Below are 19,065 nucleotides of genomic sequence, written 5' to 3'. Positions count from 1 at the left end.
GCTCGCTCCTCCATGGCCGTACCGGACCCCCACATGGGGAGGCTGGCGGGTTCCCCCCGGGTCCGTCCGGGGGAAGGGCCCGGAGCGGGCTTCGGACGGGGCCGGGTCGGACGGGTGCTCAGACCTCGACGTCGGCGATCACCCAGGTGGCGAACTCGCGCCAGAGGCCGGCGGCGGCCTGGTGGTCCGGGTGGGTCAGGTACGCCTGGAGGGCGTCGCGGTCCTCGACCAGGCTGTTGATCGCATAGTCATAGGCGATGTCCCGCTCGGTGGTGTTCCAGCCGCACTCCCACTCGCGCAGTTCGGGGATCACCGCGCCGAGCGCGGCGAAGGCCTCGGCGCCGGCGAGCACGCGCTCCTCGTCCTTGCTGACGCCTTCGTTGAGCTTGAACAGGACCAGGTGCCGGATCACGATTGCCGCTCCTCGCGGACGGGGACAAGAGGGTCCCGCACACCGTAGCCGGTGGGTGGCGGCCGTCCGGGGGCCGCCCGCTACTTGATCAGACCGGTCATGAAGGTGCCGACCGCCTTGGCCGCGTTCGAGATGCCCTCGAACCCGAGCTGGACCAGCTCGGCGGACCGGGAGGGCGAGGTGATGATCGAGTAGAGCACGAAGACGAGCAGGAGGACGATGCCGATCTTCTTCGCCTGCGCCATCGGGTGACCTTCCTCCGAACCGTGGGCCGCCGTCGTCCGGTCCCCGAGCGGCCTGCCAGGGGGCAGCTTATCCACCCGGACGGGCTATCAAGTGTGCGACGCGTTCGGCCGGCGGGACGAAGGTCCCCGTGAGTGGGGCCTTTCTCCGGGTGCCCGGTCGACGGCCGGGCGGCAGGATGGAGGTGTACCGCGGATCTGGCAGGAATCCCCGGTACGTGGATCCGGAGCTCCCCGCTGTGGGACCGGCCGTCGCGGCTCCCCCCCGACGCGGCGCCGGTTGTGGGACTCCGCCGGGGGAGCGGTCAGTCCCCCCGAACCGCTCCCCCTCCAGGCTCCGTACGGACCGGGCACCGGTGGTCATCGGCCCGGGGTGCGGAGCCGTTTTTCGTGCCCGTCCGTCACCTGGCTGCCGGGGCCGGGTCGGGTACGGGGGCGGGGCAAACGCCGAGGGCCCGTCCGGATCGGACGGGCCCTCGGGCTTTCGAGCGGTAGCGGTGGGATTCGAACCCACGGTGGAGTTGCCCCCACACACGCTTTCGAGGCGTGCTCCTTTGGCCGCTCGGACACGCTACCGAGAGGAACTCTACCGGAGGGGTGGCGCAGTCACGAAATCCGTATCGCCGGGGCGGCCGGCGGGCCCTCAGCGGTGGGTGTCGAAGAAGGCCCGCAGCTGCTCGCCGCACTCGTCGGCGAGGACGCCCGGGATCACCTCGGGGCGGTGGTTGAGCCGGCGGTCGCGCATCACGTCGAAGAGCGAGCCGGCCGCGCCGGCCTTCTCGTCGAGGGCGCCGTAGACCACCCGGTCGATCCGGGACAGCACGATGGCGCCGGCGCACATGGTGCACGGCTCCAGCGTGACGACCAGCGTGCAGCCGCTCAGCCGCCACGCTCCGGTCTTCTCCGCCGCCCGCCGGATCGCGACCACCTCGGCGTGCCCGGTCGGGTCGCCGACCGCCTCGCGCTCGTTGTGGCCGCGCCCGATCACCTCGCCGTCCCGGTCCAGCACGAGCGCCCCGACCGGTACGTCTCCGGTGGCCGGCGCCAGTGCGGCCTCGGCCATGGCGAGGCGCATCGGCGCCGCCCAGCGGTCGCGGACCGGGTCGGGGCGGACGGGTGCGGGCAGCGGGGGGACGTGCGGGACGGTCAGCGGGGTGGATGCGGGCTGCATGGCATCCAGTGTCGGGCATCCGGTGGCGGACACCGGCAGGACCGACCGGCCCCCGCTACCGGACGGCCTCCAGCACCTCGCCGCAGCCCAGGGCCTCGGCGATCTCCTCCAGGGCGTCGCCCGGCACCGCGCCCTCGCCGCTGAGCGCGAGCAGCTCCTCGGAGGCGAGGCCGAACTCGGTGAGGAGGTGGGCGTCGCCGAGCGGGCCGACCGGGACGCCGCCGCGGGCCTCGGCGTCCTCGTCGTCCTGCTCCTCGGCCTCCTCGGCCTCGTCCAGCAGGTGGTCCAGGTCGCCGAACTCGCTCTCGCCCGCCTGGTCCACCAACTCGTCGGTGAGGATGGATCCGTAGGAGCTGCGGGCGGCCGCGGCCCCGTCCGACACGAAGATCCGCGGGTCCTCCTCGCCGTCCACGCGGACGATGGCGAACCAGGCGTCCTCCTGTTCGATGAAGAGCAGGACGCTGTCGTCGTCCTGGGCGCTGTCGCGCGCCAGGTCGGCCAGATCGGCCAGGGTTTCGACGTCGTCGAGCTCCGTCTCGCTCACATCCCACCCGTCCTCGGTGCGAGCAAGCACTGCAGCGAAGTACGCCACCAGGGACTCTCCCAAGATCGTCGGTCTCGGCTGTCGGCGCGCACGGGCAATGCGAAAATCTGGCCGCCCCCGCGCCAGAGGCGGTCCGCTTGTTCGGACCGTCCCATCGGAATCGTGACAGAAAGCCCGCCCTCGCGGGGGGTGTTCGGCAGCGCGTCTTCGCAGGTCGTGTCGGAAGGACCGGGTGGCGGACAACGAACCCGGGCCGGGGCGGTCCGAAGCCGGTCGAAATTTGCTCCGAACGCCCGTTGGGGCGGTGTGCGGTCGGTGTCGGGGCGGCTCCGGGCCGTGTCAGATCCGGAAGGTTCGCATCCGCATCGCCTCGCGCATCCGCCGCTCCTTGGTCCGCCGGGGCTGGACCCGCTCCCGCAGTTCGCGGGCCTCGGCGAGCTCGCGCAGGAAGACGGCCCGCCGTCTGCGGCGGTCCGCCTCGGTCTCCGGGGGGTCGTGCGGCGGGCCCGAGCCGTCCGCGGGCTCGTCCTCCGAGCCGTCCCCGGCGCTCGGGTTGCTCGTCATAAGAGGTGACATTCCCCGAACGGCCCGGTTGATACCACAGGAGGTGCTTCCGTCCGAGATTCGCGGCAGGTCACGGCGTGTCACCGGGGTGTCACCCGCCCGGCCGCCCGGCCGGGGCACGGTGGGTCGTACACCCGTCCAGGACCGGGCTAACCTCGATACATGCGTCTCCACGTCGTCGACCACCCCCTGGTCGCACACAAGCTCTCCACCCTGCGCGATGAGCGCACCGACTCACCGACCTTCCGTCGCCTGACCGACGAGCTGGTGACCCTCCTCGCCTACGAGGCCACCCGCGACGTCCGCACCGACGAGGTGGAGATCACCACCCCCGTGGCGGTCACGCTGGGTACCCGGCTCAGCTACCCGCGTCCGCTGGTGGTCCCGATCCTGCGGGCCGGCCTCGGCATGCTGGACGGGATGACCCGGCTGCTGCCGACCGCCGAGGTGGGCTTCCTCGGCATGGTCCGCAACGAGGAGACCCTGGAGGCCTCCACCTACGCCACCCGGATGCCGGACGACCTCTCCGGCCGCCAGGTCTACGTGCTCGACCCGATGCTGGCCACCGGCGGCACCCTGGTCGCCGCGATCCGGATGCTGATCGAGCGCGGTGCCACCGACGTCACCGCCGTGGTGCTGCTGGCGTCCCCCGAGGGCGTCGAGGTGATGCGCCGGGAGCTGGCGGACCTGCCGGTCACCGTGGTCACCGCCGCCGTGGACGAGCGGCTCAACGAGAACGGCTACATCGTCCCCGGCCTCGGCGACGCGGGCGACCGGCTGTACGGCACCGCGGGCTGAGCCCCTGCCCCTGAACGTCCGAGAGCCCCCGGCGCTGCGTCTGCCGGGGGCTCTCTCCTGCTCGTGGCCGCCTCAGCAGCTGCCGGTGGCGGTCGGGGTGGGGGAGGGCTTGGTGGCCAGGGCGAGTGCGGCGGCCGCCTGGGTCTCGTCCAGCAGGGCGTTGTAGCTGTCGCCGATCACGAAGTCCACGCTGGCGTCGGTGCGGGCGTCGGCGGTGACGGTGGCACCCGCGATCTGCGAGCCGACCAGGGTGCCCGCGCCGGCGCCGGCCGGGCCGGCGATCACCTGGGCGGTGCCGGGCACCTTCTTGTCCAGCTCGGCCGGGGCGTTGCCGACCTTGCCGATGACGAAGCCGCGCTTCTTGAGCTCCTCGGCGGTCCGGCCGGCCAGACCGCCCTTGGTGGTGGCGTTGTAGACGTTCACGGTGACCGCGGTCGGCTGCGGGATCGCGTGCGGGTCGCCCGGCGCGGCGGGTGCGCCCGGCGCACCGGAGGCCGCGGGGGCGCCCGGGGTCTCGCCCGGCGTGGGGGCGGCCAGCGGCTTGCCGGAGGGCGTCGCGCAGGCCTGCGCCGAGGCGTTCTTGCTCCTGCCGGTGAAGATGTCGTACAGCTGCACGCCGCCGAGCCCGACCAGGGCCAGGGCGAGCAGCCCGGCCAGCGCGGCGATCACCTTGCGGCTCTTCTTCGGGGGCCGGCCCAGCCGCGGGTAGGTGTTGCCGGTGACGCGGTACTGCTTCCCCTTGAGACCTCGGGGAGTCAACATGCTCACGGTTTGTCTCCCCCTCGTGCCGGGGCGGGGTCGGGATGACGGATCGGCCGGGTGGGGACTTCCCCCGGTGCGGGCGGAATCCCCTGGTCGCGGCCGTAGTCAGCAGCGTAGTGCCGTACGGCGTCGAAGGTACTAAACGATCATCATCTGGCGTACCCCGGTACCCGAAAGGGGGTACCGGGGTACGAGCGGACCGCCCTCCGCCTGGTGGCGGGCGGGCGGTCCGGAAGGCCTGTGACGGGTCCGACGGGCCCCGGGCGGGAGTCCGTCACTCCATTTCGAGGACGCGGGCGTGCAGCACCTGGCGCTGCTGCAACGCGGCCCGTACGGCCCGGTGCAGCCCGTCCTCCAGGTAGAGGTCGCCGTGCCACTTCACCACGTGGGCGAAGAGGTCCCCGTAGAACGTCGAGTCCTCGGCCAGCAGGGTTTCGAGGTCGAGTTGGCCCTTGGTGGTCACCAGCTGGTCGAGTCGCACCGGACGCGGGGCGACGTCAGCCCACTGGCGGGTGCTCGTCCGGCCGTGATCCGGGTACGGCCGCCCATTGCCGATGCGCTTGAAGATCACACGGAAAGCCTACCGTTCGGACGGCGGATGGCGCAGCAGCCGAGGCCCCGCCACGCGCGCCGGTGTGAACTGCGGGCGGACGAATACGGCTGTTTGATGGGAAATGTCGCGAACATCGCCCCGGTGCCGATCGGGTTCCGGTGTCGACGCCGAAGCGTTCCGAAGCGTTCCGATCCGCTCAGGAGTGTGCACCGATGTCCTCCGACCTCACCCCGCCGGCCGTCCGGGAGATCGCCGACGGGTACGCCTTCGCCGGTCCCGCCCTCGAACTCGGCGCGGTGCTGCTGGACGGCACCGCGTACCCGGACGCCCCGGTGCGCATCCCGCTGGGCGTGCTCAACCGGCACGGGCTGGTCGCCGGGGCCACCGGCACCGGCAAGACCAAGACCCTCCAACTCGTCGCCGAGCAGCTCTCCGAGCAGGGCGTGCCGGTGTTCCTGGCCGACATCAAGGGGGACGTCTCCGGCGTCGCGGCGCCCGGGGTGCCGAGCGACCGGACCGCGGCCCGGGCCGCCGAGGTGGGGCAGCAGTGGTCGCCGCAGGGCTGCCCGGCCGAGTTCTACGCGCTCGGCGGCCAGGGCACCGGCATCCCGATCCGGGCCACCGTCACCAGCTTCGGGCCGCTGCTGCTGGCCAAGGTGCTCGACCTGAACGAGACCCAGGAGTCCTCGCTCAGCCTGGTGTTCCACTACGCCGACCGCAAGGGCCTGGAGCTGTACGACCTCAAGGACCTCACCGCGGTGATCGCCTTCCTCACCTCGCCCGAGGGCAAGGAGGAGCTGAGGACCATCGGAGGGCTCTCGGCGGCCACCGCCGGGGTCATCCTGCGCGCGCTCACCGTGCTGGAGAACGAGGGCGCCGGGGCCTTCTTCGGCGAGCCCGAGTTCGACACCGCGGAGCTGCTGCGGACGGCGGCGGACGGCCGGGGCGTGGTCTCGGTGCTGGAACTGCCCGCCGTGCAGGACCGGCCGCGGCTGTTCTCCACCTTCCTGATGTGGCTGCTCGCCGACCTCTACCAGGAGCTGCCGGAGGTGGGGGACCCGGACAAGCCCAAGCTGGTCTTCTTCTTCGACGAGGCGCACCTGCTGTTCCGGGGCGCCTCCAGGGCCTTCCTGGAGGCGATCACCCAGACCGTGCGGCTGATCCGGTCCAAGGGGGTCGGCATCTTCTTCGTGACCCAGACGCCGCGGGACGTCCCGGCCGACGTGCTGGCGCAGTTGGGCAACCGGGTGCAGCACGCGCTGCGCGCCTTCACCCCGGACGACGCCAAGGCGCTCAAGGCCACCGTCTCGACCTTCCCGCGCTCCTCGTACGACCTCGGCGCGGTGCTGACCTCGCTGGGCACCGGCGAGGCGGTGGTCACCGTGCTGTCCGAGAAGGGCGCGCCGACGCCGGTCGCGGCGACCAGGCTGCGGGCGCCGCGCTCGCTGATGGGGCCGATCGAGGCGGCGGCCCTGAGGGCGGTGGTGGACGCCTCGCCGCTGACGGCGCGCTACCGGGACGCGATCGACCGGGAGTCGGCGTACGAGAAGCTGGCGGCGCGCGCTCCCCGGCCGGAGGCGGCGCCGACCGGGCCGGAGCCGACCGGGCCGGCGCCGGAGCGGGAGGAGCCGCCCGCGCCGCGGCGGCGGGCGCCGAGGGAGAAGGAGGCGGCGGGCGGGCTGCTCGGCTCGCTGCTGAGCAACCCGACCGTGAAGTCCTTCGCGCGCTCGGCCGGCCGGCAGCTCGGCCAGGAGATCTCGCGCAGCCTGTTCGGGACGTCCAAGCGGCGGCGCTGACCGCTTTCCCGGTGGCGGCGCCGGTCAGCCGGAGAGCGCGGCGCCGATCCGGTCCAGGGAGGACAGCCGCATCAGCCCGTAGTTGTAGAACTCGACCTCGGGGACGCCGAGTTCGCGCAGGGCCGCGAGCTTGGCGGCGAGGTTCTCCGGGCCGTCGCAGTCGGAGGACATCGGGCGCAGGATCACCGCCATGGACTGCGGGCGGACGCCGTGCAGGGCGAAGGCGGCGATCTTCTCCCGGACCTCCGCCGGGGTCCTCGCGTAGCCGAGGGTCTCGATCTGGTCGGTGACCCGGGCGAGGGCGGGCAGGTCGATGCCGGAGAGCCAGCCCCTGCCCGGGCCGCCGCCGTCCATGAAGCTCAGCCGCATGCCGTGCCGGCGGGCCTGTTCGGTGAGTTCGGCGGCGAGCGAGGTGACGGTGGCGGTGGCGGCGTCCACGTAGGCGGCGAAGGCGCCGTCGGCCAGCGTGCTCAGGTCGGCGGGCTCGGCGGCCGCGGACTCGTCGGCCAGCCGGCGGCGCAGTTCGGCGCGGACCGCCTCGGCGACCTGCTCGGCGGGGACGCCGGCCCGGGTGGCGGCGGTGCGGCAGTGCGGGCAGAAGCAGACGCCGAGCAGGGCCTCGGCGGTCGGGCCGAGCTCCTCGAAGTAGCGCTCGTGGTGGTAGCCGTGGCGCAGGCCGTGGAAGTGCAGGGACTCGGCGCGGATCGCGTCCACGCCGTACCGGGCGAGTTCGGCGACCAGGGTCAGCGCGTACTCCCGGACCTCCGGGTTCGCCGGGCAGAGCTCGGTGAGGTGGCGGTCGCCGAAGGCGTTGGCCGGGGCGCAGTCGGGGTGGGCGAAGCCGAGCCGGTCGTTGTGGCAGAAGACCGTCCAGGCGTGCAGCTTCACACCGCGGCGGCGGGTCTCCTCGGCCGCCTCGGCGAAGGGGTCGCGCTCGCCGATCGCGGTGGACGGGGCGGGGGCGAGCCGGCGGCCCCGCCAGGCGGCCGGGTCGGGGCGGAAGTACGCCGCGCCCGGCTCCAGGTAGCGGACCACCCGGCGGGGGTTGTGCGGGAAGACGTCGCGGGCCTCGTGGTAGACCGAGGCCAGGGTGGCCCCGCCGACACCGGCGCGGTCGGTGAGGTTGCCGAAGAAGGTGTCGGCGCCCTCGTCGAGCAGGTCGGTGGCGAAGGCGAGGACGGACGACTCCACGGTGCGGCTCCGGAACTGGGGGAGGGTGAGCTGTCCACGCTAGCCGCAGGGGTGGAATTGGTCTATACCTGACGCCCGTGCCCTGGGCGCGCGGGCCTCAGATGCCCAGGTCGTCCAGCTGCTTGAGCAGGGCGGAGCCGGGAGTGTCCGGGGCGGCGGGCTCCGGGGCCCGCCGCTCGGCCGGGCGGTCGCGGAGCAGGAAGGCGGCGGCCACTCCGCCGACCAGCCCGCCGAGGTGCCCCAGCCAGCTGACGCCGGGGGTGACCGGCAGCACGCCGATCAGGATGGTCGAGTAGACCGCCGCGACCGCGACGCCGACCACCGCGTCCAGCACGTTGCGGTCCAGGACGCCGCGTAGCACCACGTAACCGAGGTAGCCGAAGACCATGCCGCTGGCGCCGGCCGTCACGGTGTTCGGGCTCTCCAGCAGCCAGACCGTCAGCCCGCCGGACACCATGATCACCAGGCTGGCCAGCAGGAACTTCCGCATGCCCCGGTAGGCGGACAGGAAGCCGAGCACGAACAGCGGCCAGGAGTTGGCCTCGATGTGCTCCCAACTGAAGTGCAGGAACGGCATGGTGAACATCTCGGGCAGATCGCCGATCCGCTCCGAACGCAGCCCGAGCTCCCGTGACAGCCCGTAGTCGTCCAGCCAGTTGAGCACCTGGACGGACCAGATGACGGCCTGGAGGCCGAGCATGGTGAACAGCGCGTCGCGGGAGTCGGAGAGCAGACGGGTCATCCTGGAGGCCATGCGGTCGACTCTAGGGGCGGGGGGATCGCACGTGCACCCCGTTACAGTGACCGATGTCGTTCCGACTGTGAGAGGTGACCGTCCCATGAGCGTGCGTCCGCCGTTGCCCTACGAGTTCCTGCCGCAGGTGCCGTCCTTCCAGCTGACCAGCGAGGACATCACCGAAGGCGGCACCCTGGCCCGGGAGTTCGTCCACGCCGGCGGCAACCTCTCGCCGCAGCTGGCCTGGTCGGGCCTGCCGGAGGGCACCCGGAGCATCGCGGTCACCTGCTACGACCCGGACGCGCCGACCGGCTCCGGCTGGTGGCACTGGCTCGCCCTCGACCTGCCCGCCGACACCGCGGAGCTGCCGCGCGGCGCCGGCTCCTCGGACGCGAGCCTGCCGGGCGCGGCCTCCTTCCACGCCCGCAACGACTTCCCGGGCAACCGCTACGACGGCGCCGCCCCGCCGCCCGGCGCCCCGCACCGCTACGTCTTCGCGGTGCACGCGCTGGACGTGGAGAAGCTGGACGTCGCCGCCGACGCCCCGCCGGCCCAGGTCGGCTTCAACCTCACCTTCCACACCCTCGGTCGCGCCCTGCTGACCGCCGAGTACGGGGTCTGAGCCATGGCGGTGTCCGACCGTCCGGTCGAGGTCTGGCGGCTGCCCGAGGAGGAGTGGCGGGCCGGCCGCCGGGCCGTGACCTGGACGGTCGGACCGGACGGCGAGCCGGCCGTCCTGCTGGTGCCGGAGCAGTACGTGGAACCGGCCGGGTCGTGGCCGGCGGTCCGCTTCCCGTACGACGCCGAGGTGGTGGTGCCGGACCGGGGCGGCGAGCGCCGGGTGCCGCTGTCCGGGGTCGGCTGCCCGCCGGACCACCTGGCGCTGCTGCCGGGCGGGCGGCTGCTGCTGGCGGCGGCCCGGGCCGAGCAGGACGGCGAGGAGTGGCGGCCCAACGGCTTCGTGCACGGCCCCGACGGGACCCCCGGCCGGGAGCTGCTGCTCGGCGACGACACCCCCGTGCTGGTCAGCGACCGCGGCGGCCGGATCTGGATGGCCTACGGCGACGAGGGCATCTACGGCGACCACCCGATGTCCTACCCGGGGCTGACGGCCGCCGACACCCACGGCCGGGTGGTCTGGCGCCCCGACCACGGCAAGGACCTGCCCGGCTACCCGCTGGAGGGCCTGGCCGGGGCGACCGAGGGCCGGTACGCCTGGCTGGCCTGGTACCCGAGCTCCTCGGGCAGCTACCTCACCCGGGTCGACGCGGCCGACGGGACCTCGACCACGGTGCCCTGCCCGGTCCGCCTGCCGGTCGGCTTCGCGGTCCGCGCCCGCGAGGCCGTCTTCCTGAGCCGCGGCGGCGAGCTGACCTGGCACCTGCTGGTCGGCAAGACGTGGAAGCAGACCGGCAGGCGCAAGCTGGACGTGCTCGGCGACCTCGACCGGCACCGCGCGTACGGCCGGGACGGCGTGCTGTGGTTCCGCTCCGGCAACGGCTGGTACCGCGTGGCGGCTTAGTCTTCCCCCGCCGCCCGGTGGGCGCGGGCGGCGAGCCGGCGCAGGTGCTCGCGCAGCTCCGGCGGCTCGTGCACCTCGAAGGCGCAGTCCAGCGAGAGCAGCCGCATCGCCGTCCACTCCAGGGAGTCGGAGCGGGAGCGCAGCCGGCAGCTGCGTCCGTCGATCGGCTCGACCTCGGAGTCCCCCGGCCTGAGACTGTGGCGCACCCGCTCGGCCGGGGCGTGCACGGTGGCGACCACGGTGCCGCCGGGGGACGGGCGGCGCAGCTTGCCCGCCACGTACGCGGCGGCGTCCTCGGCGGGCAGCTGGCGCGGGGTGAAGCGGACGCCGGTGGCGGCCGGGGCGACCAGCCGGTCGACCCGGAAGAGCCGCCAGTCCGCGCGGTCCAGGTCGTAGCCGACCAGGTACCAGCGGCGGCCGACGGAGACCAGCCGCTCGGGCTCGACCTGGCGCCTGCTCTCGGCTCCGTCGTACGCCCGGTAGCCGAAGCGCAGCCGCTCCCGGGCGGTGACGGCGCGGGCGAGCACGGTGAGGTCCTCCGGGTCGACGGTCGGGCCGTCCCCGGTGAGCAGCGGGACGGTCGCCGAGTTGAGCGTCCCGACCCGCTGCCGCAGCCGGCTCGGCAGCACCTGGAGCAGCTTGCCGAGCGCCCGCACCGAGGCCTCCTCGATGCCGACCACGGCGTGTCCGGCCGCCGCGCGCAGCCCGACCGCGATGGCCACCGCCTCCTCGTCGTCCAGCAGCAGCGGGGGCATCGCGGTGCCCGCGACCAGGCGGTAGCCGCCGACCGCGCCCATGCTGGCCCGCACCGGGTAGCCCAGCTCGCGCAGCCGGTCGATGTCGCGCCGGATGGTGCGCGGGCTGACGCCGAGCCGCTCGGCGAGCTCGCTGCCGGGCCACTCGCGCGGGGTCTGGAGCAGGGACAGCAGGCTCAGCAGCCGGGCCGGGGTGTCGGTCATGGCCTCCAGCATGCCGGACCAAGTGGGACAGGACCTGACCTACATGGCCCGTACCGTCATGGGCGTCGAGAAGAGCGTCCCGGACGTGGAGCAAGGAAGAGGAGTACGCAATGGGCACCGCGGCAGCGGACCGCAGGAGGTGGATCGCACTGACGATCGTGATGGTCGCCTCCTTCATGGACCTGGTGGACGTCACCATCGTCAACATCGCGATCCCGAGCATCCAGCACGACCTCGGCGCCACCTTCAGCGCCATCCAGTGGGTGACCGGAGGCTACGCGCTGGCCTTCGCGATCGGCCTGATCACCGGCGGCCGGCTGGGCGACATCCACGGCCGCAAGCGGGTGTTCCTGATCGGGATCGGCGGCTTCACCCTCGCCTCGGCGCTGTGCGGGCTGGCCTCCGGGCCGGAGATGCTGGTCGCGACCCGGCTGCTCCAGGGCGGGACGGCGGCGCTGATGGTGCCGCAGGTGCTGTCGATCATCCACGCGACCTTCCCGGCGGAGGAGCGCGGCAAGGTGTTCGGCCTGTTCGGCGCGGTGGTCGGGCTGGGCGCGGTCTCCGGGCCGCTGATCGGCGCGCTGCTCACCGAGTGGGACCTGTTCGGCCTGGCCTGGCGTCCGATCTTCCTGATCAACCTGCCGGTCGGCATCGCCGGGCTGCTGCTCGGCCGTCGCTTCATCGACGAGTCGAAGGCCGAGCAGGCGCTGAAGCTGGACCTGGTGGGCGTGGCACTGGCCAGCCTCGGCCTGCTGATGCTGATCTACCCGCTGACGCACGGCCGGGAGGCCGGCTGGCCGCTCTGGGGCCACCTGTCGATGGCCGGGAGCCTGCCGGTGTTCGCGCTGTTCGTGCTGTACGAGCGGGTCAAGACGCGGCGGGACGGGTCGCCGCTGGTGGAGCTGGCGCTGTTCCGGGTGAAGTCCTTCGCGGCCGGGATCTGCGTGCAGCTGGCCTTCGGCGTGGCGCTCGGCATCTACTTCCTGGTCTGGACCCTCTACATGCAGGTGGGGCTGGGCTGGAGCCCGCTCAAGGCCGGCGCGACCGGCATCCCGTTCTCCATCGCGGTCTCCACGGCGGCCGGGCTCTCGGTGCAGAAGCTGGTGCCGCGGTTCGGGCGCAAGGTGCTCCAGACCGGCGCGCTGGTGATGGCGGCGGGCGTGCTCGTCTACATCTGGGAGGCGGACCGGTACGGGTCGGCGATCACGGCCTGGCAGATGACGCTGCCGCTGGTGGTGATGGGCCTCGGGATGGGGCTGGTCGTCGCGCCGATCACCGACGCGGTACTGGCGGAGGTGCCGCGCGAGCACGCGGGTTCGGCGTCCGGGCTGATCAACACCGTGCAGCAGGTGGGCAACGCGCTCGGGCTCGGCCTGGTCTCGGTGGCCTTCTTCGGGGCGATGGACGACGTGGTCGCGCCGGAGGCGGTCGGGACGGCGTTCGGCGGGGCCTTCGTGCACGCGATGTGGTGGGTCGCCGGGGTGCTGCTCGTGGTCTTCCTGCTGATGTTCGCGCTGCCGCGGCGGCGCAAGGCGGCCGGGGCGGCCGGGGTGGTCGCCGGGTCCGGTGCCGCCGCGGAGGAGCAGGAGCCCGTCCTGCTCTGACGCGGCGCCCCCGTTCGCGGGCCCCGGTCGCGCGGCGCGGCCGGGGCCCGCGTCGCGCACTGGGAGGGCCCGGCCCCCGTACGGTCGGCCGGGTGGGTCGGCGGGCGGTCAGCGCACACCGGTCGGGGCGGGCGAGGCGGTGGTGCGGGTGGTGGTGCGCGGCTTGGCGGCGGCCTTGGCCTCCTTGGCGGCGCGCTTCACCTCCTGCTTGAACTCCCGGACCAGGGTGAGGGATTCGGGCCCGGTGATGTCGGCGACGGACCGGTGCGCGCCCTCCTCGCCGTACACCCCGGCGGCCTCGCGCCAGCCCTCGGGCCGGACTCCGTACTGCTTGCCGAGCAGGGCCAGGAAGATCTGCGACTTCTGCTTGCCGAAGCCTGGCAGGGCGTTGAGCCGGCTGAGCAGCTCCTTGCCGGTGCGGACGTTCTTCCACAGCGCGGAGGCGTCGCCGTCGTACTGGGCGACGAGGAACTGGCAGAGCTGCTGCACCCGTTTGGCCATCGCGGCCGGGTAGCGGTGGACGGCGGGCTTCGCGGAGAGGAGCGCGACGAACTCCTCCGGGTTGTAGGTGGCGATCTCGTGGGCGTCCAGGTCGTCGTGCCCGAGGCGCTGGGCGATGGTCAGCGGGCCGGTGAACGCCCATTCCATCGGGACCTGTTGGTCCAGCAGCATGCCGACGAGCGCGGCGAGCGCACTGCGTCCGAGCAGTTCGTCGGCCTCGGGCTGCTGTGCGAGCCGAACGGTGACGTTCATGGGCTTGCCCTCCTCGGAGTTGACGTCGGGTCGGCGCCCAGTCTGGTGGAAGCGGCGTTGGCGAACGCGGTCAACACGCCCGTAGCGTGGGAAGTCTTGTCCGTTCAAGGCCCTTGCCAGTGCTGCATGGTTCGTCGGCGGAGCGGTTCCCGCGCGTCCCGGCGGGGCGGCCGCGGGGTGGTGCGGACAATTTTTTGCCCGTGTCCGGAGCGTCGTCGGGGCGGTTGCGGGGCGAGGCCGGAGCCGGTCCTCCGGGCCGTTCTTCCGGGGGCGGGCGTGGGGGTGTGTGAAGGGTGGGGGCGCGCTCGGCCGGGTGGGTGGTTTCGCGTGGGGGTAGCGAGTCATTTCATATGACTGTTTCTGTTGTGGCGCTGTGGCGACCTGACGGCAGGTCATCCTTTGCTCAACCGAAGCGTCCAGAGAGGCCAGACCGCCGTGACCCAGCCGTTCGAACTGCCGTCCTTCTACGTGCCGCACCCGGCACGGCTCAACCCGCATCTGGACGAGGCACGGGCCCATTCCACCGGCTGGGCACGGGAGATGGGCATGCTGGAGGGCTCCGGGATCTGGGACCAGGCCGACCTGGAGGCCCACGACTACGGCCTGCTCTGCGCCTACACCCACCCGGACGCCTCCGCCGAGGTGCTGTCGCTGGTCACCGACTGGTACGTGTGGGTCTTCTTCTTCGACGACCACTTCCTCGACATGTACAAGCGCACCAACGACCGCGAGGCGGGCAAGATCCACCTCGACCGGCTGCCGCTGTTCATGCCGGCCGACCCGGCCGCCGGGACGCCGGAGCCGGAGAACCCGGTCGAGGCGGGCCTGGCCGACCTGTGGCGGCGCACCGTGCCGGCGATGGGCGAGGACTGGCGGATCCGGTTCGCCCGGAGCACCCGGAACCTGCTCGACGAGTCGCTGTGGGAGCTCGCCAACATCAACGAGGGCCGGGTGGCCAACCCGGTGGAGTACATCGAGATGCGCCGCAAGGTCGGCGGCGCGCCCTGGTCCGCGCAGCTGGTGGAGTACGCGGCCGGGGCCGAGGTGCCCGAGGAGGTGTCGGGCTCGCGGGCGCTCCGGGTGCTGATGGACGCCTTCTCCGACGGGGTGCACCTGCGCAACGACATCTTCTCGTACCAGCGGGAGGTGGAGGACGAGGGCGAGCTGAGCAACGGCATCCTGGTGCTGGAGCGGTTCCTGGAGTGCTCCACCCAGGAGGCCGCCGAGGCCGTCAACGACCTGCTCACCTCGCGGCTCCAGCAGTTCGAGAACACCGTGTTCACCGAACTGCCGGTGCTGTTCGCGGAGACCGGGCTCGACCCGGCCGGGCGCGCCCGGGTGATGGCGTACGTCAAGGGCCTCCAGGACTGGCAGTCCGGCGGGCACGAGTGGCACCTGCGCTCCAGCCGCTACATGAACGGCGGTGGGGCGGCGGCCGGTTCGGGTGCCGCGGGTGGGCAGTCGGCCGCGCTGCCGGGGTCGTCGGGAGTGCCGGGGTCGGCCGCGCTGCCTGGGTTGCCGGGCGGGCCGGGAGGCGGCAACTGGTGGGACCAGTACGCGATCGGCGACATCGGCACCTCGGCGCTGGACATCCTGCGCAAGACGGCCACGGGCGCGCAACCGCCCGTGCCGCCGGCGGCCGGGGCGGCGAAGGGACCGGCCGAGCGGCGGGCGCGCTCGCACGCCCACGTGCCGTACCAGGCCGTCGGCCCGTCCCGGCTGCCCGAGTTCAAGCTGCCGTATGACCTCAGGCTGAGCCCGCACCTGGACGGCGCCCGGGAGCGGGTGATCGAGTGGGCCGGTCGGATGGGGCTGCTGGACGCGCTGCCCGGCGTGCCGGGATCCGGCATCTGGGACGCCGAGTCGATGCGCGACTACGACCTCCCGCTCTGTGCGGCCGGCATCCACCCGGACGCCACGGCCGACCAACTCGACATCGCGTCGGCCTGGTTGGCCTGGGGCACCTGGGCCGACGACTACTACCCCCGGGCCTTCGGGCGCACCCGCGACCTGGGCGGCGCCAAGGCCGCCAACGCCCGGCTGTCCCTGTTCATGCCGGTGGACGGCACCCCCGCGCCGGAGCCCGTCAACGCGCTGGAGCGCAGCCTCGCCGACCTCTGGGAGCGCACCGCCGGTCCGATGGCGGTCGAGGCCAGGGGCCGGTTCCGGGTGGCGGTCGAGGCCATGCTGGACAGCTGGATCTGGGAGCTGAGCAACCAGATCCAGAACCGGATCCCGGACCCGGTGGACTACCTGGAGATGCGCCGCTCCACCTTCGGCTCCGAGCTCACCACCAGCCTCTCCCGCCTCGGCCACGGCAGGACCGTGCCGCAGGAGGTGTACGACCACGGCTCGATGCGCGCGCTGGAGAACTCCGCGATGGACTACGCGTGCATGATGAACGACCTGTTCTCGTACCAGAAGGAGATCGAGTACGAGGGCGAACTCCACAACGCCGTCCTGGTGGTGCAGAACTTCTTCGACTGCGACTACGACTCGGCCGTCCGGATCGTCGACGACCTGATGCACTCGCGGCTGGGCCAGTTCCAGCACGTGGCGCGGAAGGAACTCCCGGTCATGTACGAGGACTTCGGCCTGGACCAGGCGGCCAGGGAGGTGCTCGACGGGTACGTGGTGGAGCTGGAGAACTGGCTCGCGGGCATCCTGAGCTGGCACGAGGGCTGCCTCCGGTACGGCACCGCCGACCTGGAGCGGCACTTCGGCGCCGAGCGGGACCTGGTGGAGGCCTCGCGGGCCCGGCGGGCGGCCACGGCGGCGGGCGCGGAGGCGCCGACGGGCCGTACCGCCCCGGTGGTTCCGGTGGCCCCGACGGTGCCGAAGCCCGTGCTGCCGCTCGGGCCGACCGGCCTGGGGACGTCCTCGCTGCGGCTGACGGCGGGCGGCTGACGTTCTCGCTGCGCCTGACGGCTGACGGCTGACGGCTGACGGCGGGCGGCGGGCGGTGGGCGGCGGGCGGTGAGCGGCGTACCCGTGCGGGGTCATCCCGTGCGGGTGCGCCGCCTCGTGGCTAGGCTGGCGAACCGGGGGCCGGCGTACGCCCTCCGGCGCACGCGTTCCGCCACACACGAGGGCAGAGAGATGGCTGCGCTACCTGAGGGCACACCCTGTTGGGCCGACGCGATGTTCACCGACCTGGAGGGCGCGAAGGCCTTCTACGGTGACGTGCTGGGCTGGACCTTCGGCGAGAGCTCGTCGGAGTTCGGCAACTACACCCAGGCCTACTCGGACGGCAAGGCGGTCGCCGCGATCGTGCCGCCGATGCCGGGTGCGGAGGGCGCTGCGGAGGGCACGCCGGCGCGGTCCGCCTGGTGCCTCTACCTGGCCTCGCCGGACGCCGCCGCCACCGCGGCACGGATCCGCGCCCACGGCGGCGAGGTGGTCATGGGGCCGCTGCGGGTCGGCGACTTCGGCACCATGGTGATCGCCAAGGACCCGGCGGGGGTGGTGTTCGGCGTCTGGCAGGCCGGGCGGCACGAGGGCTTCGAGCGGCAGGGCGAGCCCGGTGCGTACAGCTGGGCCGAGCTGGTGACCCGGGAGCCCGCGAAGGCGGACGCCTTCTTCCCGGCAGTCTTCCCGTACGGCGTGAAGAAGATGGCGGGCGGGGACTTCGACTACCGGATGTACCGCGTTGGCGAGCGGATCGTGCTCGGCCGGATGGCGGCGGAGGGCGACGTCCTGCCGCCCGGGGCGCCCTCGTACATCAGCGTCTACTTCGCGGTGGACGACACCGACGCCGCGATCGGGCGGCTGACGGCGCGCGGCGGCACGGTGTACTTCGGGCCGATGGACAGCCCGTTCGGCCGGTTCGCGGCGGTCGGCGACCCGCAGGGCGCGGCCTTCGGGCTGATCGACCTCGGGCGGACGGTCGGCGAGCGGCCGCCGACCGAGGACGTCTGATGGGGCGGCGGGCGGCGGAGCGGCCGCAGGGGGCGGCTCATGGGTGAGCGCGAGGAACTCGTCGAGACGCTGGACCGGCACCGGGGACTGCTGCGGCGCACCGTCCGCGACCTCACCGACGCGCAGGCGGCCGAGCGCACCACGGTCAGCGAGCTGTGCCTTGGCGGCCTGATCAAGCACGTGGCGGCGGTCGAGGCGCGCTGGGCGCGGTTCATCACCGGCGGCGCGGAGGCGATGCGCGCCGGGGACGGCGACTGGGGCGGGCCCGGCGGCCCGGACGCCTGGGCGGCCCAGTTCCGGATGACGGAGGGCGAGACGCCGGCCGGGCTGCTCGCCGAGTACGAGCGGGTGGCGCGCGGGACGGACGAGCTGGTCCGGACGCTGCCCGACCTCGATGTCGGCCACCCGCTGCCGCCGGCGCCCTGGTTCACGCCGGGGGCGGCCTGGTCGGCCCGGCGGGTGCTGCTGCACCTGATCGCGGAGACCGCGCAGCACGCCGGGCACGCGGACATCATCCGGGAGTCGCTGGACGGGGCGAAGTCGATGGGTTGACCCGGCGGTGGCGGTGCCGGGGCGGTGCGGGGGGTGGTGCAGGGCGGCGCAGGGTGATGCCGGGGCGGTGCGGGGCGGTGCGGGGCGGTGCGGGGGCGGCGTCAGGGCAGCTCGACGCCGAGGAGTTCGCGCAGCGTCCGCCCGCCGTCCGGGGTGACCCGCAGGGCCCGGCCGGAGCCGATCCGCTCCACCCAGGCGCGGTCCAGGGCGGCCCGGCAGAGCGCCGCGCCCAGCGCCCCGCCCAGATGACTGCGACGCTCCGTCCAGTCCAGGCAGCTGCGCACCAGCGGGCGTCCGCCCCGGCGGCCCGCGCGCGGCGGCAGCTCGATCGCCTGCGCCGCCAGCCAGTCCCGGCCGCGCTCGGTGACGGCGAGCCCGCCGTCCTCGGTGACCAGACCGCGGGCGAGCAGCGCGTCCGAGACGGCCACGCCGAGGCGGCCTGCCAGGTGGTCGTAGCAGGTGCGGGCACGGGCCTCGGCGCTCAGCCGGGTGGCTTCGCCCAGGGTGCGGGGCGCGGCCGTGCGGCCGTTCGCGGCGCGGGTTCGGGGGCCGTTCGCGGCGTCGGTTCCGGCTCCGGGACCGGGGCCGGGGGCGGTTTCGGCGGCGGTCTCGGCGAAGGCGGTGAGGTCCTCGATCAGGGTGGCCACCGTGGGGCCGGCCAGTCGGACGTACCGGTGCCGGCCCTGCCGTTCCTCGGCCAGCAGGCCGCCCGCGATGAGCCGGGACAGGTGCTCGCTGGCCGTGGACGGCGCGACGCGCGCGTACCGGGCCAGCTCGCCGGCGGTCCAGGCTCGGCCGTCGAGCAGCGCGGTGCAGATGGCGGCGCGGGTGGGATCGGCGAGCAGGGCGGCGAAGGCGGCGAGCGACATGCCTCCATGGTCGGGGCTCGGGCCCGGGCGCGCGGTAGGGGGTGGGAGAAGTCGGGTGGGCATGCCTCCAGGGTCGTCCCGGGACGGTTCGGCGGGGGCCGAAACGACCCGGGGCCACG

Annotated in this window: 20 protein-coding genes and 1 tRNA gene; 8 read left to right on the top strand and 13 right to left on the bottom strand. The window is 73.6% G+C overall.

The window, feature by feature from the left end; genetic code table 11:
• Positions 1–118: 118 nt before the first annotated feature.
• From ACZ55U_RS29665 to ACZ55U_RS29640, 6 genes are all read right to left on the bottom strand, one after another.
• Entirely contained in the window at positions 119–412 is a 294-nt protein-coding gene (locus ACZ55U_RS29665; protein ID WP_465530871.1) for a Dabb family protein, read from the bottom strand.
• An 80-nt stretch (positions 413–492) separates the two neighbouring features.
• Positions 493–657: a hypothetical protein gene (locus ACZ55U_RS29660; protein WP_316522556.1), complete on the bottom strand. Its 165-nt coding sequence runs from the start codon at positions 655–657 to the stop codon at positions 493–495.
• Positions 658–1,143: 486 nt separating this feature from the next.
• Positions 1,144–1,230: transfer RNA gene (locus tag ACZ55U_RS29655), tRNA-Ser, on the bottom strand.
• A gap of 67 nt (positions 1,231–1,297) precedes the next feature.
• Positions 1,298–1,825, bottom strand: coding sequence for a tRNA adenosine(34) deaminase TadA (gene tadA, locus ACZ55U_RS29650; RefSeq protein ID WP_465530869.1), 528 nt, complete (start codon positions 1,823–1,825; stop codon positions 1,298–1,300).
• A 55-nt stretch (positions 1,826–1,880) separates the two neighbouring features.
• Positions 1,881–2,435: a tRNA adenosine deaminase-associated protein gene (locus ACZ55U_RS29645; protein WP_465530881.1), complete on the bottom strand. Its 555-nt coding sequence runs from the start codon at positions 2,433–2,435 to the stop codon at positions 1,881–1,883.
• A 273-nt stretch (positions 2,436–2,708) separates the two neighbouring features.
• Positions 2,709–2,933 carry a hypothetical protein gene (locus ACZ55U_RS29640; RefSeq protein WP_465530867.1) on the bottom strand — a complete coding sequence of 75 codons (225 nt, stop codon included), beginning with the start codon at positions 2,931–2,933 and terminating at the stop codon, positions 2,709–2,711.
• A 162-nt stretch (positions 2,934–3,095) separates the two neighbouring features.
• On the opposite strand from ACZ55U_RS29640, the gene upp reads away from it, so the two are divergent.
• Entirely contained in the window at positions 3,096–3,731 is a 636-nt protein-coding gene (gene upp, locus ACZ55U_RS29635; protein ID WP_380699758.1) for a uracil phosphoribosyltransferase, read from the top strand.
• Between the two features lie 72 nt (positions 3,732–3,803).
• Here the strand turns inward: upp and ACZ55U_RS29630 are convergent, their stop codons facing one another.
• Both ACZ55U_RS29630 and ACZ55U_RS29625 read right to left on the bottom strand, forming a co-directional pair.
• The gene (locus tag ACZ55U_RS29630; RefSeq protein WP_465530879.1) at positions 3,804–4,493 is read right to left on the bottom strand and encodes a LytR C-terminal domain-containing protein; all 690 of its coding nucleotides are present in this window, start codon (positions 4,491–4,493) and stop codon (positions 3,804–3,806) included.
• A gap of 274 nt (positions 4,494–4,767) precedes the next feature.
• Entirely contained in the window at positions 4,768–5,064 is a 297-nt protein-coding gene (locus ACZ55U_RS29625; RefSeq protein ID WP_030061387.1) for a type II toxin-antitoxin system VapB family antitoxin, read from the bottom strand.
• Between the two features lie 194 nt (positions 5,065–5,258).
• On the opposite strand from ACZ55U_RS29625, the gene ACZ55U_RS29620 reads away from it, so the two are divergent.
• Positions 5,259–6,842, top strand: a complete 1,584-nt coding sequence (locus ACZ55U_RS29620; RefSeq protein ID WP_465530865.1) for a helicase HerA-like domain-containing protein — start codon at positions 5,259–5,261, stop codon at positions 6,840–6,842.
• Positions 6,843–6,866: 24 nt separating this feature from the next.
• Here ACZ55U_RS29620 and ACZ55U_RS29615 read toward each other — a convergent pair whose 3' ends face one another.
• The gene (locus ACZ55U_RS29615) at positions 6,867–8,033 is read right to left on the bottom strand and encodes a hypothetical protein (protein WP_465530863.1); all 1,167 of its coding nucleotides are present in this window, start codon (positions 8,031–8,033) and stop codon (positions 6,867–6,869) included.
• Positions 8,034–8,130: 97 nt separating this feature from the next.
• The gene (locus tag ACZ55U_RS29610; RefSeq protein WP_465530861.1) at positions 8,131–8,787 is read right to left on the bottom strand and encodes a rhomboid family intramembrane serine protease; all 657 of its coding nucleotides are present in this window, start codon (positions 8,785–8,787) and stop codon (positions 8,131–8,133) included.
• An 85-nt stretch (positions 8,788–8,872) separates the two neighbouring features.
• On the opposite strand from ACZ55U_RS29610, the gene ACZ55U_RS29605 reads away from it, so the two are divergent.
• Positions 8,873–9,391 (top strand): YbhB/YbcL family Raf kinase inhibitor-like protein, encoded by a 519-nt coding sequence (locus ACZ55U_RS29605; RefSeq protein ID WP_465530859.1) that lies wholly within the window; start codon positions 8,873–8,875, stop codon positions 9,389–9,391.
• A 3-nt stretch (positions 9,392–9,394) separates the two neighbouring features.
• The gene (locus ACZ55U_RS29600) at positions 9,395–10,291 is read left to right on the top strand and encodes a hypothetical protein (RefSeq protein WP_465530857.1); all 897 of its coding nucleotides are present in this window, start codon (positions 9,395–9,397) and stop codon (positions 10,289–10,291) included.
• On the opposite strand, the gene ACZ55U_RS29595 is transcribed toward ACZ55U_RS29600, so the two are convergent.
• Positions 10,288–11,250, bottom strand: a complete 963-nt coding sequence (locus ACZ55U_RS29595) for a helix-turn-helix transcriptional regulator (protein ID WP_465530855.1) — start codon at positions 11,248–11,250, stop codon at positions 10,288–10,290. The genes ACZ55U_RS29600 and ACZ55U_RS29595 overlap by 4 nt on opposite strands.
• Before the next feature lie 110 nt (positions 11,251–11,360).
• On the opposite strand from ACZ55U_RS29595, the gene ACZ55U_RS29590 reads away from it, so the two are divergent.
• Entirely contained in the window at positions 11,361–12,854 is a 1,494-nt protein-coding gene (locus tag ACZ55U_RS29590) for an MFS transporter (RefSeq protein ID WP_465530853.1), read from the top strand.
• Between the two features lie 108 nt (positions 12,855–12,962).
• Here the strand turns inward: ACZ55U_RS29590 and ACZ55U_RS29585 are convergent, their stop codons facing one another.
• The gene (locus ACZ55U_RS29585; RefSeq protein ID WP_465530851.1) at positions 12,963–13,607 is read right to left on the bottom strand and encodes an HhH-GPD-type base excision DNA repair protein; all 645 of its coding nucleotides are present in this window, start codon (positions 13,605–13,607) and stop codon (positions 12,963–12,965) included.
• Positions 13,608–14,042: 435 nt separating this feature from the next.
• Between ACZ55U_RS29585 and ACZ55U_RS29580 the strand changes: the two genes are divergently transcribed.
• The 3 genes from ACZ55U_RS29580 to ACZ55U_RS29570 all read left to right on the top strand — a co-directional run bounded on the left by ACZ55U_RS29580 (position 14,043) and on the right by ACZ55U_RS29570 (position 18,077).
• Entirely contained in the window at positions 14,043–16,514 is a 2,472-nt protein-coding gene (locus tag ACZ55U_RS29580; protein WP_465530849.1) for a terpene synthase family protein, read from the top strand.
• 192 nt (positions 16,515–16,706) lie between these two features.
• Positions 16,707–17,525: a VOC family protein gene (locus ACZ55U_RS29575; protein WP_465530847.1), complete on the top strand. Its 819-nt coding sequence runs from the start codon at positions 16,707–16,709 to the stop codon at positions 17,523–17,525.
• A gap of 39 nt (positions 17,526–17,564) precedes the next feature.
• Positions 17,565–18,077 (top strand): DinB family protein, encoded by a 513-nt coding sequence (locus tag ACZ55U_RS29570; RefSeq protein WP_465530845.1) that lies wholly within the window; start codon positions 17,565–17,567, stop codon positions 18,075–18,077.
• A gap of 101 nt (positions 18,078–18,178) precedes the next feature.
• Here ACZ55U_RS29570 and ACZ55U_RS29565 read toward each other — a convergent pair whose 3' ends face one another.
• The gene (locus ACZ55U_RS29565; RefSeq protein ID WP_465530843.1) at positions 18,179–18,946 is read right to left on the bottom strand and encodes an ArsR/SmtB family transcription factor; all 768 of its coding nucleotides are present in this window, start codon (positions 18,944–18,946) and stop codon (positions 18,179–18,181) included.
• Positions 18,947–19,065 lie beyond the last annotated feature (119 nt).

It is taken from the genome of Kitasatospora sp. NPDC034533 (genome assembly GCF_055575155.1).
The sequence above is the reverse complement of the archived record's forward strand: the minus strand, read 5'-3'. Positions and strand labels throughout refer to the sequence as shown.